Here is a 17,572-nt window from a genome sequence, read left to right as displayed (position 1 = left end):
CCTTAAATATTAATATTATTTTAAGTCTGCCCCTATTTTAGTACGGTACTTTTTATATAGTTGCTGGGCCAGCAATATGCTATTGCCTTTGGTGGTTACCGGGTAGGGCTTTTGCGTATTTACCCAATTCCACTCCCAGGCGCTTATATTTTTATCAAATGCGGCGGCATCCATCGGCTTTCCGGCTTTCAACGCGGCCTGGGCTTCTGTAAAAAACTTTTGCCACCGTACTTTATAAAAATCATTTAACAAGCCGCTCCACTGGCGGCAGGAGTATTCATGAAGCGGGCTTTTCTCGTCGCCCCAAAGCGTAACCAGGTTTCGGGCATTCCGTTCATAAATTGCCTTTTCGGCCAGGGTAGTTCCGCATTTACGGGCATCGGCAAGCCATGGGCCTAATAAAAAATCTTTACGTGTTGCCAAAAGCGCATCCATATCGCCAATCAACTGAAGATACTGAACGCTGTATTTATCAAAGTCGGCCACGTTTTTATCCTCGTAAGCCTTTACCCATTTTTGCTGCAATGGCCTGGCATAGTTTGCCAATACCTGTCTCGATAAATCCACCAGGTCATATTGAAAACCATCGCTCTTCCCGTTTGTGGGTATTGCTTTCATTAATTCGTCCCAGGCGGGTAGTAAGTCTTTACGCTGATAATTTAGCTTAGTCCTCGTCCACACTGCTGCCGAATCAAACGTTGGCCTGCCTGTTATGATCGACTCCGAGGCGTCGCGGATATCTTTACCATTATAAACGGTTTCTTTTAATACCTGCCATGCTTTTAGGGTATGCTGGTTCACATTTCCATAGCGGTTTAAAATGTACGACCGAAGCCAGTTATCCAGGTTAATGGGTTCGCTTTGCCAGGTGTTGCTGGTCATTAGTTCATACAACACGGGGTTTTGTTCAATCCCCTCCATAGTAAGGCCAATACCTGCCAGTTTACCCGATGCGGTATCTTTAAGTGCAAGTGCCGGACCATTTGCCACCCCTTTTATCCTGCCGAACATGCCTATATTGCCGCCAAAATTATGCAGCATGTTCCATATCCACGGCTTGCCGTAATAAGCTTCGGTACGTTTCCAAACGGGTTCAATCTCGGTTGCCAAATCAAGCATAATCATATGATCGTTAGGCACCGCCTCCAATAAGGCTTTTATCTGTGGTGTTTTCCAGAATTTTCGGTCGCTGTAAAAAAGCCAGCCCTGCATTACCCAGATAGCTTTGGGGTCGGCACTACTCATAGCCTGGTACACTCGCGAACTTAGTGCCGATAAATAAGCCGGATCATCCGTCGGCGGTTCGTTTTCATTAAAGGTATCGGCCGAGTATAAATGATCGGTTCCGTATAAACGCGTTTGGGTTTCTAAAAACTTACGCCCAATTAAGTCAAACATTGGGTCGTGGGTGTCCAATATATAGGTGTCGCCAAAACCATTGTTCCAGTTAGTTTTTTTGAGTTTTGAATTAGGGAAGCGTGTCATGAACGCGGCGGGTACATGGCCGGTAAATGACTGTAAAACGGGTTTCATACCCAATGCCCTTTCGCGCTGTAGTATCTTTTTTTGCAGATCGCGGTGGCTTGTCATCCAGCTTACCGGCAAGGGGCCACCCCAGCCATCCAGGTTACCCATCCAAAACCATGAAAAATAAGCCGGGCCGCAAAAAAACGATTTCAAATCATTATCTGTAAAGCCCATATCCTTATACACCTCGTACCATGTATATTCCTGGCCGGTTAGCGCAAGCGGCATATCAATACCATGCAGGGCCATCCAGTCAATTTCTTTTTCCCATCGCTTCCAGTCCCACCAGCTCATGCTGTAGTTGTACGTGCAATAGTTTAAGTAGTACCGATATTGGTAGGGTGTGTTTTTATGAATTTTAGTGGTTACTGCGGGTAATTTTGCGGGCAGGTTTAAATTGGTACCATTCCAGGTTACCTGGCAGCGGCAGTATTCGGTTAAGTAATAGTATAATGCGGATGCTATCGCGACGCCATTATTGCCCCTTAATACAATTTTGTTGTTAACGCTTTCTATTTCAAACAGATCCTTGCCATTAACGGCAGGAATTTCTTCTATCTTAAAATGTGCTGCTGCCTTTGGTATAACGCGGCCAATTAACGCGTATGATGCATCCTTGTTAACCTGGGCATTTACAATATTCCCTATAAAAGTTAAAACAACAAGCAGGGCAAAAAAACGTACTGAAAAAAATTTGCTTAACAACATATAGAGCCTGTTTAAATTTGATAAGATAGAAATGTTAAAGAGGGCTTTAACTTTTAATTTACGTTATTGCTTTTACCTACTTACGAGTTATTGAAATTTATGTCATAAACATTTGCCCGAACGCCGGCTACGACTCACCCGGTCGAGGCTACGCCCGACCACCCTCTCTCCGGCTGCGCCGCATAGAGGGTTTCGCGTTTGTAGTTAATTTATAATCAATGTTTATAAAACCCTCCGCTACCAGCATGGCGGAGACGACTCACCCCGAACATCGCTACGCTCGTTCTGCCCCTCTCTCCGGCTGCGCCGCATAGAGGGGCGAAAAGATTGTTTTTTCTTTCCTCAACCCTCTTTGCGCGAAGCGGAGAGAGGGTCGGCCAGCGCAGCGTAGCCGGGGTGAGTCGTCACCGCCATGCGATATACGACATTCCGCCTCAGCCATTCGCCAGGCTTTAACATGCAATCATGGTCTTTTTCTTTTATTGTTAAACAGTGTTATAGAACAATTATATTAAAAACAAAAGACGGTAAAAAACAAATACAGGCCGGTGTACGGCCTGTATTTATTACTAAACATACTGCTCAATAACCTGGGTTTTGAACCAGTTTTGGATTTAACTGCATTTCGGGTCTTGGTATCGGGAAAATGCGTTTGGCAGGATTTGCATCGGTTTTTATACCCCATGGCTTCTCAAACTGACCAAAACGGATAACGTCATTACGGCGCCACATTTCCATCGCCAGCTCGCGGCCGCGCTCATCTAAAATATCCTGCAAGGTAACAGCCGCCATTGGCGAAGCTTTTGCACGCGCCCTTACCTGGTTAACTAACGACAAAGGCGAATCGCCGTTGGTTGCTGTTGCGCCCCTTAAAATGGCTTCTGCTTTCTCCAGCAACACATCGGCATACCTGAACATCGGCACATCATTGCCCTGGTTACGATCTGTATTTAAACTATCCGGATAAAATTTGTTGTTCCTGTAGCCTTCTTCGTTGGCAAGTTCATCATTGCCAATATCAAAGGTTGCGTTATTTTTCCAAACAATATCAGGCGTAAACTCCAGCTGGTGTACAACAGTTGCATTAGGATTTGGCCCGCTATAGCTTGCATCAAGCCCTATATTGGTTGTAGTAATATTTATTGGCGTGCCATCATTGTTATATTGCTTACCAACCAGGTATTGTTTTTTACGGATATCATTAGCATCGTTAAACAAAGCATAATACTCTTTGTAAGTGTACACAGGCCCATCTGGTGTGTAAGGCATTTTATACTTGTTTTTCAAGTTAGGGTTAATTGTCCAACGGGCATAATACTGGCCCTGCGCCTGCACGCCATCATAAGGTACGGCAAATATAAAATCTTTAATTTGCGGACCGTTATTTGGTTTAAACATGCCCAAATAATCGGCATCTAAAGAATATTGGCCCAGTTTTATGATATTATCGCACATGGTAACCGCATCCTGGTACCTTGCCGTGCCAATATAGTATTGGGCATTAAGGTACATTTTTGCAAGTATGGCATAAGCTAAACCTTTAGTTGGCCTGCCATAAGTAGTTACGCCCGATGTAGCGCTCAGATCAGGAATTTGTGCCAGCAATTCGCTTTCGATAAATGCAAACACAGTTGCCCTTGGCTGGGTGCCCAGATTGGTGGTATCGCCAAACTTTTTGCTGATAGGCACATTTCCGAAAAGATCCATCAGGTAAAAATATGACAATGCCCGCATGGTTTTAATTTCGGCAACGGTTTGTTTTTTAGCATCACTTGCCGGAGTAGCGTCAAACAATGACAATACCTGGTTACATAAACTTATGGTTCCGTAACCCCACTGCCAGCAGGTTTCTGTCATGCCGTTATCAGGTGTTACTGTATGCAGGTTCACGGTTGAATAGGTACCCCCATCAAGCCAGTTACCGCCACGTGCTACCAGCACATTTTCATCGGTACTTAAATTTTGCAATAACCAGTACTGCCTGCCCGGCGCCCCGCGAAACGAGGTATAAATAGGCCCGGTGGCAGCTACATACTGCGCCGGGGTAGTTGGGAAAATAGATGGGGTAAGCGCTGATTTAGGCGTAATATCTAATTTCGTACAACCCGAAAGGTAAATAGCGCCCATTACCATGGCAATAAGGCCAGGTTTTATATATCTTTTTAAATTATTCATGTCAGTTAGGTTAATGGTTATTATAAATCAACTTGTATACCTGCAAGGAAACTCCTTGTTTTTGGATAGAAATTATTACTATCAACGCCGATAAACTGGCCGCTTGCCTGGTTATCGATGTTCAAATTCAACTCGGGATCAACTCCTTTGTATTTGGTGATAATAAATAAGTTGGTACCAGTAACATACAAACGGATGCCATGTACATAATTACCTGAAACATTAAATTTGTAAGCAAGGGTTGCGTTACTTAACCTGATAAACGCGCCACTTTCAAGGTAACGGGTTGAATACAAGTTGGCGTTAACATCGGTACCCGGTTCGCTCAATGTTAAAGTAGGCACGCCATGTGCCGAAGCCTGGGTTGGCTGGTTAAAGCTGGCCAAAGATGCGTTCATGATTTTGTTACCACCCTGACCTCTGAAAAAGAAATTAAGGCTAAAGTTTTTATATGTAAAATCGTTACCCAAACCAAATGTATAGGTTGGCTGCGCATTACCCGCATAGGTTTGATCGGCACTTGTAGGTGTTGTGGTTGACTGACCGTTGGCACCTAAGAATGTTGATACTCCATTGGTGCGGCCAAGATATTTCAGCGTATAAAACTCGCCAAGCGGATAGCCGGCTTCAATAATAGATACTTTTATACCGCTTTGTCCGGGTCCTTCAGGATCACCCACATATATTTTAGAAAGATTTGGGGCCAACGATGTGATCTTGTTTTTATTGAATGAAATATTGCCGTAGCTGCTCCAGGTAAAATCTTTTGATTTGATAGGCGTACCGTTAAGGGCAATTTCAACACCTTTGTTAGACATGCTACCTACGTTTTCTACCTTAGTGGATACGAAGTTATTGATCAGTGATACCGGAACGGTAGTGATCATATCGGTTGTTTTTTTATTGTAGATATCAACCGAGCCACCCAGCCTTCCTTTTAATATAGAGAAATCGATACCACCGTTAAGCGTACCTGTACTTTCCCATTTCAAATCAGGATTTGGATTCTGGGTTACACCAATAGCGCCGATATAGGCACCGTTATAATAAAAACTACCGGTAGTACCATAAAGGGTAATTGGTGTATAAGGCGAAAAGCCTAACGAGTTACCTGTTTTACCATACCCTACCCTAAGCTTCAAATCATCAAACAGCGATTGTGATTTCATGAAACCCTCGTCGATTACACGCCATGCAGCCGATGCAGCCGGGAAATATCCCCAGCGGTTATTGGTACCAAAGGCGTTTGATCCGTCGCGGCGTAATGATGCCTGTAAAAGGTATTTACCTTGGTAGCTATAATTTAGGCGCGAATAAAATGATACCAGGCGTAACGTTTCCTGATTAACGCTGCCATAATCAACCCGGTAACCGGCGGCAGGCGTACCTAACGCCAGGTTACTGTAGCCGGTTGCATCAGATATAAAATTCTGATTAGTTGACTGAAAACCGTCACCCGTTGTAGTTTGATCTATTGAATAACCAAACAGGATTTTAAAATTATGCTTATCATTCCAGTTATGAGCATAGGTTAAATAGTTTTCAAATAACTTTTTGGTATCTGTATAAGTCGACCGGATAGCTTTACCGTTAAGACTTGGAGCAAGCTCAGATGCCGAATTGTAATAAGTATTGTTATCGGTATTTGTTTCCTGGTAAGCTAAGTTAAAATTGTAAAGCAGGCCGGCAGGTAATATTAACTCACCGCGCACATTACCCAATAACAAGCTCACTTTTTGTTTGTAGGTATCGTTGGTAATAAGGCCAACCGGGTTATAACCCAGTTTTAAAGTTGGGTCGTTATAAAATGTACCATCAGCATTATAAATGGTACGGGTAGGCAAATACTGAACTATTGATTTAAACAATCCGGGACTTTGGCCATTTGCACTTGACAAAGGGATATCATTAACCAACAGGTTTGAGTTGGTAACCGCGTTGCTTAACGAAAAATCCAGCTTCAGTTTATCATTCAATGCTTTTTGCGTAATGTTAAGCCTGCCTATAACACGCTTTAAACCGCTGCTTTTAACAATACCCTGGTTATCCAGGTAATTTAAGCTTCCGTTATAAGTAGTTTTATCGGTACCGCCGCCAAAAGACAGGTTATGGTTTTGCGAAAAACCGGTATTACGTTCAACTGCCTTTTGCCAGTCAGTATTTCCACCATTGTCATTTGCCGGTGTAAAACTTTGCCCGTTAGCTTTCACATAGGCCCTCAATTGGTCGGCGCTGGCTACATCAAACTGGTTAGATACTTTTTCAAATGCCCCGTAACCATTGTAAGTCATCCTCATCTGGCCCGATTTGGCTTTTTTGGTAGTTACGATAATTACACCATTGGTAGCCCTGGTACCGTAAATTGCAGCAGCAGAGGCATCTTTTAATACATCTATTGAAGCAATATCCGATGGGGCAAGCAAGTTAAAATCGGCTCCGGGTACGCCGTCTATTACATAAAATGGTGCCGATGCGGCACCAGCCCTTATTGACGATGGCCCACGGAGTGTAACAGAAGCTTTGCTATTGGGATTGCCATCATTGGTAATATTTAAACCGGCTACTTTACCTTCCAGCAAGTCGGCAGGACTTGATACCACACCGGCGTTAAATTGCTCGGCCTTAACCGTAGCAATGGCGCTGGTTAGTTCCTTTTTGGTTGTGGTACCGTAACCTACAACTACTACGGTTGATAATGAATTGGCCGAAGGCACCAACGTAACCTTTATAACGGTTTGCGTGCCAACAGTTATTCTTTGGGTATCAAAACCGATATAAGAGAATACCAGTACAGTATTTTCATTGGCTACCTGTACCTTAAATTTGCCTTCTAAATCGGTTACTGCCCCTGTTGCAAGGCCTGCTATTTTAACCGAAACACCTATTAATGGCAGCCCCTTGTCATCAACAACGGTACCGGTAATAATAGTAGGCGGCGGCAATTCCTCTTTTTTCTCCACAGGGGGTTTTGGCGCTGGCTTAACCAATAAGCTACCTTCAATTTCGGTGTAAGTAAATTGGTTGTCCAATAAAACCTTTTTCAAAACGGCCTCCAGTTTCTCGTTGCGAGCCGTCAGGGTCACTTTAACATCGCTTTCAATATTATTACCGGTATACATAATCCGTACACCTGTATTTGCCGAAATGCGCTCAAGCGCATCAGAAAGCGGCATTTTTTTCAATTTAAGGGTAACTGGCTTTTCCAGTACGCTTTGTCCGTATGAGTTATCGGCCATAGCAATGGACGATAGCGAACAGACAACTAATAAAATAATCGCATTAATTTTCATAACGAGTGTTATGGCTCGAAAGAATCTTTCGGGTATGGTTTTTTTCATATTTTTGCTATATTAAAGTGTTATAGGTCAAGCTGGAACGTGCTATGGTTCTTGAGGCCTCCTGCATGCTCCATTAATAAATCTTTGGCATTTTATTCCTCCAAAACTGGCCCGGCCATTTTGGAGGATCATTTTCTCTTTCCCTGGGTTTTAACTCATAGCTTTTATTTAGGTGTCAAACATTATTTGTTTTTATATAATTGGTATATTAATTACAGCCCTTACCTTTTAAGGTATATGCACTGCCCTCCTTTTTAAAGTGGGCGTTTATAAGGGCTTCTATCAGCTTTAATACTTTTTGCAATGGCATATTGTTAAAATCGGCATACAAGGTGCAGTTGAGCAGATTTTTATCGGCCTTGATCACCACGTTATATTTGCGCTGAACATCGGCCAGCACATCAGACAATGGTGTATTATGGTATTGCAACTTACCCTGCTGCCAGCTAACTACCGACAGGGCATCGTCAATTTTTTTTGCAACCAGTGTTTCGTCAGTCTTGGAATATACCAACTGCATATTAGGTGTAAGTAAAACAGCAGGCTGTTTTACTTTTGTGTTTAATATCCCCACCTTGCCGGTTACCACGGTTACTTTAATGGCTTTATCTTCGTTATAGGCTTTAACATTAAAGCTGGTACCTAAAACTGTGGTTGTAATTTTGCCCGAATGAATGATAAACGGCTTAGCGCTATTATGCGCTACTTTAAAAAAAGCTTCGCCGGTAAGGGTAACTTCCCTTGTATTTTGTTTGAACTTATCAGGATAGTTCAGCCGGCTGCCCGAGTTAAGGCATATTGTGGTGCCATCAGATAAACTTATTAGTTTTATTTCGCCGTTTAGCGCTACTGTTTCCTGGTACTTAACCGGGTCTATCCAATTATCCAGTTGTTTTCTGAACAAGTAGCCGGTACAAAATACAGTGGCAACAGATGCTGCAATGGCCATTTTTACCAGCAACCGCCTTATTGGAAATACCTGTTCAGGAGGCGTAGTTATACGTTGATGGATATTTTTTAGTATTTGGTTGGATGCCTGATCGCTGAGGGTAAGTTTTTGTTCCAGCACATCTTTACTGAAACCATCAAGCGCTATAAGGTATAATTCCGAGATATCTCCCTTCAGGTATTCGGCAAGCCAGCGCTTGTCGTCCTGAGTCAGGATATCAGTTTTATAAAGCCTTTCTAAACGTTGAACTATGGTTTCCACGAGCAATTTTTATATAAATACGCCGGGAGGTTTAAAACGGGGGGATGGTTTTGAAATTATTTTCAAATAAAATTCAAAAATTACAAATAGTGTCAATTATGTAGTTTGCAGATGCTGTTTTCATAAATCTTGACGGTACTTTTGTTGGCGAAAAAACATTCTGGTGATTACGACAGCAAACTCTTATTCGGTTACAGTTAGCCAATTATCTGTAACTTGTACGAGGCAAAGATTGTCTCACCGTTAAACCATACAGCATGAAACGCCTGTCTTTATTTGCTATTATTTTACTTATTCCGATTTTAACAAAGGCCCAAATAGATCGTGCGCGCCTGGACAGCCTGTTTCACTATCTCAGCACAGGTGACCTGGCGATAGGAAGCCTGGCGATCACTCAAAACGGTAAAATGATTTACCAGCGTTCCTTTGGCAAGGATCAGAACCCATCCACTGAATATCGTATCGGCTCGATCACCAAGGTATTCACGGCAATCCTCACTTACCAGTTGATCGATGCCCGTCGTTTAACGCTTTCCGATCGTTTAAGCCTTTTCTTTCCGGGTCTGCCTAATGCGGATAAGGTCACCATCGCCCAACTGCTGGGGCACCGAAGCGGATTAGCGAACTTCACGAATAACACCGATTTTGATACTTGGAAAGACCAGCCTAAAACGCATGCTGAACTGCTGGAAATGATCAGCAGGCAAAAGCCGGATTTTGAACCGGATGCTAAAGCAGATTATAATAATTCCAATTACTTGCTGCTGGGTTACATCGCTGAGAAATTATACGGCCAGCCCTATCAAAACGTAGTGACCAACCAGATCATCCGGCCACTGGGATTAAAGCATACCTATTATGGGGAAAAAGTTGGATTTATGCCTGGCGAAGCGACCTCTTATAAATATTTTGACAGTAACTGGAAGCCCGACCGCGCCGTTTGCCTCGATAACTTTGGCGGAGCGGGCGCACTCATTTCCACGCCGCGGGACCTCTGCAGCTTTATCACCGCACTTTTCAGCGGCAAACTGATTAGTGCCGGCAGCCTGGCGATCATGAAAACCATGCGGGACGGATATGGTAAAGGCCTTTTTCCTTACGGTGATGCGTTAAATCCCGGTTTTGGCCATAACGGCAAGACCGAAGGTTTTGGCAGCTCGATGCAATATTATCCAAAGGAAGGTTTGGCCCTTGCATATTGCACAAACGGCGAAGTATTCCCGAAAGCTCGCATCCTCGATCACATTTTTAAAGCCTGCTTCCATATCTCCGATACGCTGGAAACCTTCCAAAGCGTCCAACTCGATAGCACCCGGTTAAGTGCTTTTACTGGCACCTATAGTGCGCCTTCCGGCATGCAGGTTGCTAACCGTTTAGATAAAGGCAAACTGCTGATTTCGGTCAAAGGCAAGGATTTTGAATTGACCGCGATCTCACCAAACGAGTTCTGGAACAAGCCTTTCGGCTTTTTCTTTTATTTTGATGATGGCGGCAAGCGGTTATTGCTGCAGGACGTGGATGATGTGTATGAATTGCACCGCCCGTAGCGGGTGGCTGGAATGTCTCATAAAGGTCTATTAAAACAGTACCATTATACGGTATAACTGACAAACAGCTATTTTAACGCATAAGATACCCAATTTTTCAGGCTGTTTTTTTCTGAACTTTTAAGTGAAAAATCTTCATTTTATTTTTGTGTCAATAAATGTACTTTTTGTGTCAATAAATTGCGCATTTATTGCTGAAAAATGCAGACTAATTGCCTTATTTTTACCTGTTTATGCATAAATAAAGGGCTGTTTTGATATATAAAAAGAAGCGTGTAAATTTGTACTGTTTGCCCACAAAGAAAAAGAGTTTTGATGCTGTTTTGTACAACATTCACTTTGTGGATTCTGCTTTAATTTGTGAGAGGCAGGCTCTGTTAATTTTACCTGCCAAACTATATTTCATAGATCGAAATTAATGGTCGATGCCGACCCAATAACAGGCCAGTAACACGCCGGCGGTTTTCCATTCGGCCTGGTGTTCGTGAATGTGGTTTTTCACTGCAGCCACAGCATGCCCAAGATACTCTTTAACAGTATGTTTAGATATGTTTAGCGTTTCGGCCGCCTCTTCGTAAGTTTTCCCTTCTAACTTGCAAAGGGTAAATACTTTTTTACGCTGGGGCGATAGCTGGTTAATGGCCTGGTTCAACAAATAATACTGATCGTCAATTAGGTGCAGGTTGTTATCTTCCTGCTCAATTTCGGCAAATGGCATAGCGTTAACAACCGCTGCCTCCCGTAGCTTTTTACGTAAATGTGATATCGATTTATTAAAGCTCAACACAAAAAGCCAGCCGCTAACAGATTGGTCGGCATTAATTTCGGCACGCTTTTCCCATAATGCGATAAAAATATCCTGTAAAATATCGCAGGAGATGTCGTCATCCTTAGTGAGTTTGTAAATATTACGATAAATGGCCTGGTGATACTTTTGATAAAGCAGGTCAAATGCCGCGATGTCGTCATCGTGCAGGCGAAATACTAAATCTTTATCTGCGTCCATATTCATAAAAACCGGTAATTATTTAATCATTTAACAAGCAGGAATTATTGTGAAAAATACAAATATTTATTTGCTCATAAACACTTCTTAGCGTATCCGGGCCGGTTTATTGATTTTTAAAGTAAGCCTGTTTTAAACTTAACCTGCTAAAACGTTATTTTGTACAGGTTAAGTAAACAGGCCAAATCAATTAAAATCAAAAAAATCGTTGTTATAGGGGTACATCAATTACAATTTAACTGTAGCCGGCAAATATTTGGCAATCAAATCCTCATAGTAAGGCTTTAACTCCGATACTACGGGCGGTTTTGGGCTTTTTGAGTACAAATCGTACGGGTTAAATTTATCAACCCATTTAAACATCTCCTGGTCATGCGCGTTCAGCAAATGATCATACGCCTTTTCGCGGTGTTGCGAATAAAAGGAATGATAACGGATCATATACAACGCTTCTTCGGGCAAATAATCTTTGGTAATGTGGTACAGATATTCATCGTGCCCCCATGACATATGCACGTTATCCAACCCACACTGGTGGGTATAAACACCATATTTTGTATTATAGCGCTCATCAGTGCTATCGGGGTTGGCCGCAAAAAACTCAGGGTAAACTATCTTATCCGAAAACTTGCATCCTACCGGGAATGAGTCGCCTACTACGTTCCATTGCGGTTCGCCAAAAAGGCAAAGCACTTTGCCTAAATCGTGGATAAAGCCTGTTAATACAAACCAATCGGGATGGCCATCAGCACGAATAGCTTCAGATGTTTGCAATAAATGCTGCAACTGATCGAGCGAAATATCAGGATCTGATTCATCAACCAACGTATTCAAATACTCCATTGCCGACCACCATGGCATTTCCATTTTATCAAACTGTAAAAAATTAGCTTTTTTTGCTAAAACGTTACCATAAGTTTGGTAGGTATGGTTAAGCCTGTAAAACTCCCTTACCGGGTTGTCTTCGGCATCATTATAAACCCTGAACTCGTCTTTGGCTTTAGCTGTGCCGGGCTCGGGGTACCTGCTTAATACATCATCTTCCCAAACATCCAAACTCGGCAGCGGCGAAATCTCTTTTTCAGTTAACTTTTCCATATCGAAAACTATTCAAACAATTAATTATTAAATATTGGTAAAGCCCTCATCTGTTGAACTCTAAAATATACTTATCGCTCCCCCCGGAAACCTTGGAGTAAAAACTACAACAGGCCATTTATAAACCGGCAATCCAATAAATAAGTCTTAAAATGAGCTGTGCTTAAAGGCACAGTTTAGCTTTATAATGTTTTAAAATTCACTAAAAAAAACATCGGTTTTACATAATTGGGGGTATTTATTTACGTAAACGATTACGTACATACCCTGTTACCTATTTTGTAAGTACCTTATTTTTAGCACTTCCGGGCACTATAATATTTTGCATTAACGATTTAGTAACGCCAAAAAGCGATATTACGGGTAATGATTTTACCTGCGGTATTTTAAGCGAGTTAAGGGTTAGTCCGTCAATATCTTCAAATACGCAGGCTGCCCTAAAATCCCGCCCGGCGCAGCTAAGTGTTACATTTTTAAAGCTCACGCCTGCCGCATGGCGGGCATAAAACCCCCATGCAGGCAATTCGCCAAACATCGAAAACTCCGGATAATCATGCGGGTTTTCGGGTATCCTGGTCAATGAATCTAAACTTACGTGGGCTACAGCTTTACTGGCATCGCCATGATATACTATTTTGATATTCTGCAGGGTTACGTTTTGAACAGGATGTCCCGGTAACCCGGCAATTGAGGACGGGAAGGGGTTGTGTGAACCCTTAACCTCCGGCCCTTCCATTGGGTATCCTTTATCGGGTTTACCTTTGGGTACATCAACGGTTACGTTGCTTATCCTAATGCCATTAATCCTGCTCACTACAGTGTCTTTATTGCGATGGCCAAGGCGTATAAATATAGCATTGCCCGTGTTAATGGCATGAATGTTACTGATGTCAATATCTTCCATCACGCCGCCATCAACGCATTCCAGGGCAATTGCCGAGCGGTAGGTGTCATAAATTTTGATATCTTTTATGGTGATTTTTTTAAAGCCCCCCCATGAAGCAGTGCCAAATTTAATACCACTGGCGCTTGAACGCGTGGTGCAGTTGGCTATGTATATATTTTCGCAGCAGCTATTCCGGTCGCTCGATTTCAGGCAGATGCCATCGTCGTCGGCATTAAAAAAGCTGTTTGTAAGCTTTACATTTTTACAATCCACCAGGTCAATACCATCATTATTCCAGTAGGTGTTGCTTACTACTTTAATGCTATCGATAACCATATCCCTGCACTTATTGTAATCTTGGATCCACACCAGTCCATTTTGAATGGTTATACCTTTTACCTGGATGCCGGTACAGTTAAAAAAGCCAATTAGTTTGGGGCGATTTGGCTCTTCGGGTTGAATTTGCCCCCAGGGATTAGTTTTTTGCCATAACGAATCCCGCAATTTCCCGGCCTTCAGCATCGCGAAAAGGTCTTTCAGCAATTCGTCGCCGTTACCGTCAATTGTTCCTTTACCGGTGATACCGATGTGTTGCTGATCTTTGGCAAATATTAAGGGCGATGCATGGCCTTCGCCATAATCAATCCGCTTTGCGCTCCCCAGCAGTACGGCGTTGGCTGCCAGGTTTAGCGTAACGTTTGACTTTAAGTTGATAACCCCCGTTAAAAACTTCCCTGCCGGGACATATACCGTACCACCGCCTTGTGCGTTTGCATTGTCAATAGCCTTTTGAATGCTTGCGGTGTTATTGGTAATACCATCGGCTTTAGCGCCGTAATCGGTTATGTTAAAGGTTTTTTGCTGCGCATAACCGGCAAAGGGCAGCGCAAGCAAAGCCAAAAAAGAAAATATTTTCATGATAAACTATTGATAAAGAAAAATTAAGCAGGTTTATTATCCCGGCATATGCCACACAACCAGGATTTCATTTTTATATCAGGCATCTAAGTTGTTAAACTTTTAGTTTAGTTTGGGGCAACGGCATCCATTTATTTACGTAAACGTTTGCATAAAACCCATTATATTAGTAAAATTATATCGTTATAAACAGGTATCCGCAATGGGTAACATCAATTTAAAAGAACTCGCTTTAGCACTTAATTTATCAACCGCCACAGTATCAAGGGCGCTACGGGACAGTCATGAAATAAGCCCCGAAACCAAAAAGAAGGTTTTGGAACTGGCTAAACAATTGAACTATGAGCCCAACCCGGCCGCCAGCAATTTAAGGAGCCACAAAACAAAAACAATTGCCGTAATTATTCCTGAAGTAACCAATAACTTTTTTTCTCAGGCCATAAATGGCATCGAAGAAATAGCACGCCAGCATGATTATCATGTTTTAATATACCAAACGCACGAAAACAGCGATTTGGAAATGGCCTTTATGCGCCGTTTGCTGAGTGGACGGGTTGACGGCATCCTGATTTCGGTTGCAAGCGAAACCCATAACGATCAGGATTTTAAGGACATCATTAATCAGCTACCTGTTGTTTTTTTTGACCGTGTAAATGAAGATATAGATGCTGTAAAAATAACTACTGATGATTACGAAAGCACTTATAATGCTACCTGTCATTTAATTGAGTGTGGATGCAAAAAAATTGCCTACCTGATGGCCTTAAACAACCTATCGACAGGAAAAAAACGGTTTGCCGGATATTGTGCTGCATTAAACGACAACAGCATTGCCAAAAACGATGCATTAGTTGTAAACGACGCTAACGATGAAGATGAAAATTACGCGCTGATAAAAAAACTGCTGATTGATGAAAACCCCGACGGCATCATAACATCTATCGAGAACCTGGCCCTGCCCTGTTACTATGCGTGCAAAGATCTTAATTTGAATGTCCCCCGCGACATTAAGATAATTAGTTTTTCGAACCTCAAAACCGCACCGCTTTTAAACCCGTCACTTAGTACCATTACACAGCCCGCCTTTGAGATGGGCAAAGAAGCAGCAAGCATCCTTTTTAAAATATTGAATAAAAAGTATTTTGAACCAAACGAAACACTGATACTAAAATCAACCATTATAAAAAGAGAATCCACGGGATTTTAAGGGTTGTTTAATTCGCTGCTCCAGGTAATTTTCCGCACTATATTACCTTTCTGTTAAATAATACCCAAGCGGTAAAATTCCCGTTTGGGTGGTTTAACTTTGCAGTGGTTACCATGTGAACAAGGGTATACCGCTGCGTAGGGCGCCGGACGGCGGCATATGAAAGGTTCGAGCCCTTTCCCTACATCTCGTTTAAGAATTAAGTGCCCGAAATTAAGAGTTACTTTTTGGGGAGCAGGTGTTTACGCTGTTTGCAGCAAAGATTGATGAAATTAAGACCTGCCCGCTGGCTACATGCGCTTGTAAAACCTTATTTATGAACAATATAAATTATCTTGAAGTAAGTTTAGCCGTGCTTGCAGCAGCAGCGTTGGTGGTTTGGCTGGTGCGCCGCAACATCAAAGACGAAAAGAAGTTTGAAAAGGACACGATCCAATCGGAAATGAAGCCCGACAGTGAGGAGCAGGATGAGCGGGGCGATCCGTTGGTTTAATATTAATATTAAGTTGAAAGTACTAAGTCTTAAGTTCTAAGTCGAATTTGCTTTTTGACTTAGAACTTAAGACTTTCGACTAAAGACTAACAGTAGCATCAGATAAAATTTTACGTTTAGGCATGCAAAGAAGAGCAGCATTAAAAAACATTGGCGGCCTGTTGCTGGTACCGTCAATTGGATTGAGCCAAGGTATCGACCCTAAAAGGCGAGCGTTAAGGGTAGCCCATGTTACCGATATTCACCTGAAAGATAAGTTTGGTGCCCCTGCTAAATTTGTAAAATGCCTGCACCATGTACAGCAACAAAAGCCCGACCTTGTACTGAACGGCGGCGATATTGTTTTTGACATGAACAAGGAAAACCTGGGTACCATTAACACCCAATGGCAGCTGATGAAGGGCATCCTAAAAGCTGAAACCAGCATACCCACTCATTTTTGCCTGGGCAACCATGATATTTGGTGGAACGAAAACAATAAAAGCGAGGCCGTTTACGGCAAGCAATACAGCATGGACCAGCTGCAGTTAGCCAAACCTTATAACAGCTTTATACAGGGCGGCTGGAAATTTATTTTGCTTGATAGCGTTCACCTTGATGTTGATGGTACCTGGTACATTGGCAAACTGGGCGACGAGCAGTTTGCCTGGCTTGAAAACCAACTAAAAACTACAGATGCGGCAATGCCGGTACTCATCATGTCGCACATACCTATCCTGAGCGCTACTGTACTTATAGCCGATAATATTATTAACAAATGGGAAATACTGGGCGGCGACATGCATACCGATAGCACCCGCATCATTAACCTGTTTGCCCAATACCCCAACGTAAAGCTATGCCTGGCCGGCCACATCCACCTGCGCGACAAGGTGGTATACAATAACGTTACCTACATTTGCAACGGCGCGGTAAGCGGTGCCTGGTGGGAAGGTAACCTGCGCCAAACCGCCCCTGGCTACGGCTTGATTGACCTATATGCCGATGGTACCTTTGAGGAGCAATATGTGAATTACCTGGGGTAATAAATTAAGATTGAACTGCCGGTCCGCCCGCCATAATATTGCTGTTGTGTTGCGCAACAGGTGAAACAGCCACATTTTCTATTCCGCTAATAAACAACACTTTAAGAATTGTCATAAAATAAAATCGCAACAAAACCGCAACAGTAGTACTAAAATCCATTCATCTGCCTTTCAATGCTATTAAGTTAAGGGAAATATTAAAATTTTAATTTCGCGCAAAGGCGCCAGGACGCTAAGAAAAAATAAGCAAATCACTTTGCGCCTCTGCGTCTTTGCGCGAAAAGCCTCCTAACCTAATGACATTGCCCATTCTTCAGGAAAAGAATTACCCCATTCCCTGGCTTCTTTTAATCCATCCCAGACACCTCTGGCAACAACGCCCGCAAGGAACCTGGCTTTTTTAATATTCATTATTGTTTTCTCCCTCTCTTATT

At 42.6% G+C, this 17,572-nt stretch carries 13 protein-coding genes; 4 read left to right on the top strand and 9 right to left on the bottom strand.

The window, feature by feature from the left end; genetic code table 11:
* Positions 1 to 15 precede the first annotated feature (15 nt).
* The 4 genes from AC1RM2_RS19730 to AC1RM2_RS19715 form a co-directional block, all read right to left on the bottom strand.
* Positions 16 to 2,235, bottom strand: a complete 2,220-nt coding sequence (locus tag AC1RM2_RS19730; RefSeq protein WP_492986874.1) for an alpha-N-acetylglucosaminidase — start codon at positions 2,233 to 2,235, stop codon at positions 16 to 18.
* A gap of 582 nt (positions 2,236 to 2,817) precedes the next feature.
* Positions 2,818 to 4,410 (bottom strand): RagB/SusD family nutrient uptake outer membrane protein, encoded by a 1,593-nt coding sequence (locus AC1RM2_RS19725; RefSeq protein WP_492986873.1) that lies wholly within the window; start codon positions 4,408 to 4,410, stop codon positions 2,818 to 2,820.
* Between the two features lie 20 nt (positions 4,411 to 4,430).
* The gene (locus AC1RM2_RS19720; RefSeq protein ID WP_492986872.1) at positions 4,431 to 7,700 is read right to left on the bottom strand and encodes a SusC/RagA family TonB-linked outer membrane protein; all 3,270 of its coding nucleotides are present in this window, start codon (positions 7,698 to 7,700) and stop codon (positions 4,431 to 4,433) included.
* Positions 7,701 to 7,956: 256 nt separating this feature from the next.
* Complete coding sequence (locus AC1RM2_RS19715; protein WP_492986871.1) at positions 7,957 to 8,958, bottom strand: FecR family protein; 1,002 nt, start codon at positions 8,956 to 8,958, stop codon at positions 7,957 to 7,959.
* A gap of 257 nt (positions 8,959 to 9,215) precedes the next feature.
* Between AC1RM2_RS19715 and AC1RM2_RS19710 the strand changes: the two genes are divergently transcribed.
* Positions 9,216 to 10,505, top strand: coding sequence for a serine hydrolase domain-containing protein (locus AC1RM2_RS19710; RefSeq protein ID WP_492986870.1), 1,290 nt, complete (start codon positions 9,216 to 9,218; stop codon positions 10,503 to 10,505).
* Between the two features lie 415 nt (positions 10,506 to 10,920).
* Here AC1RM2_RS19710 and AC1RM2_RS19705 read toward each other — a convergent pair whose 3' ends face one another.
* From AC1RM2_RS19705 to AC1RM2_RS19695, 3 genes are all read right to left on the bottom strand, one after another.
* Entirely contained in the window at positions 10,921 to 11,511 is a 591-nt protein-coding gene (locus AC1RM2_RS19705; RefSeq protein WP_492986869.1) for an RNA polymerase sigma factor, read from the bottom strand.
* 228 nt (positions 11,512 to 11,739) lie between these two features.
* On the bottom strand, positions 11,740 to 12,609 hold the full coding sequence (locus AC1RM2_RS19700) for an inositol oxygenase family protein (RefSeq protein WP_477353774.1): 870 nt from the start codon (positions 12,607 to 12,609) through the stop codon (positions 11,740 to 11,742).
* A gap of 274 nt (positions 12,610 to 12,883) precedes the next feature.
* Positions 12,884 to 14,413 (bottom strand): glycoside hydrolase family 28 protein, encoded by a 1,530-nt coding sequence (locus tag AC1RM2_RS19695; RefSeq protein WP_492986868.1) that lies wholly within the window; start codon positions 14,411 to 14,413, stop codon positions 12,884 to 12,886.
* Positions 14,414 to 14,615: 202 nt separating this feature from the next.
* Between AC1RM2_RS19695 and AC1RM2_RS19690 the strand changes: the two genes are divergently transcribed.
* The 3 genes from AC1RM2_RS19690 (at position 14,616) to AC1RM2_RS19680 (ending at position 17,138) form a co-directional block, all read left to right on the top strand.
* A complete protein-coding gene (locus tag AC1RM2_RS19690) occupies positions 14,616 to 15,620 on the top strand; it encodes a LacI family DNA-binding transcriptional regulator (RefSeq protein WP_492986867.1) in 1,005 nt (334 codons plus the stop codon).
* A gap of 316 nt (positions 15,621 to 15,936) precedes the next feature.
* The gene (locus tag AC1RM2_RS19685; protein WP_492986866.1) at positions 15,937 to 16,113 is read left to right on the top strand and encodes a hypothetical protein; all 177 of its coding nucleotides are present in this window, start codon (positions 15,937 to 15,939) and stop codon (positions 16,111 to 16,113) included.
* A gap of 122 nt (positions 16,114 to 16,235) precedes the next feature.
* The gene (locus AC1RM2_RS19680) at positions 16,236 to 17,138 is read left to right on the top strand and encodes a metallophosphoesterase family protein (RefSeq protein ID WP_492986865.1); all 903 of its coding nucleotides are present in this window, start codon (positions 16,236 to 16,238) and stop codon (positions 17,136 to 17,138) included.
* 4 nt (positions 17,139 to 17,142) lie between these two features.
* Here the strand turns inward: AC1RM2_RS19680 and AC1RM2_RS19675 are convergent, their stop codons facing one another.
* Together AC1RM2_RS19675 and AC1RM2_RS19670 are read right to left on the bottom strand one after the other, a co-directional pair.
* The gene (locus AC1RM2_RS19675; protein WP_492986864.1) at positions 17,143 to 17,298 is read right to left on the bottom strand and encodes a hypothetical protein; all 156 of its coding nucleotides are present in this window, start codon (positions 17,296 to 17,298) and stop codon (positions 17,143 to 17,145) included.
* Between the two features lie 128 nt (positions 17,299 to 17,426).
* Positions 17,427 to 17,549: a hypothetical protein gene (locus AC1RM2_RS19670; protein ID WP_492986863.1), complete on the bottom strand. Its 123-nt coding sequence runs from the start codon at positions 17,547 to 17,549 to the stop codon at positions 17,427 to 17,429.
* Positions 17,550 to 17,572 lie beyond the last annotated feature (23 nt).

It is taken from the genome of Mucilaginibacter sp. GW822-FHT03E02 (genome assembly GCF_058801545.1).
The sequence above is the reverse complement of the archived record's forward strand: the minus strand, read 5'-3'. Positions and strand labels throughout refer to the sequence as shown.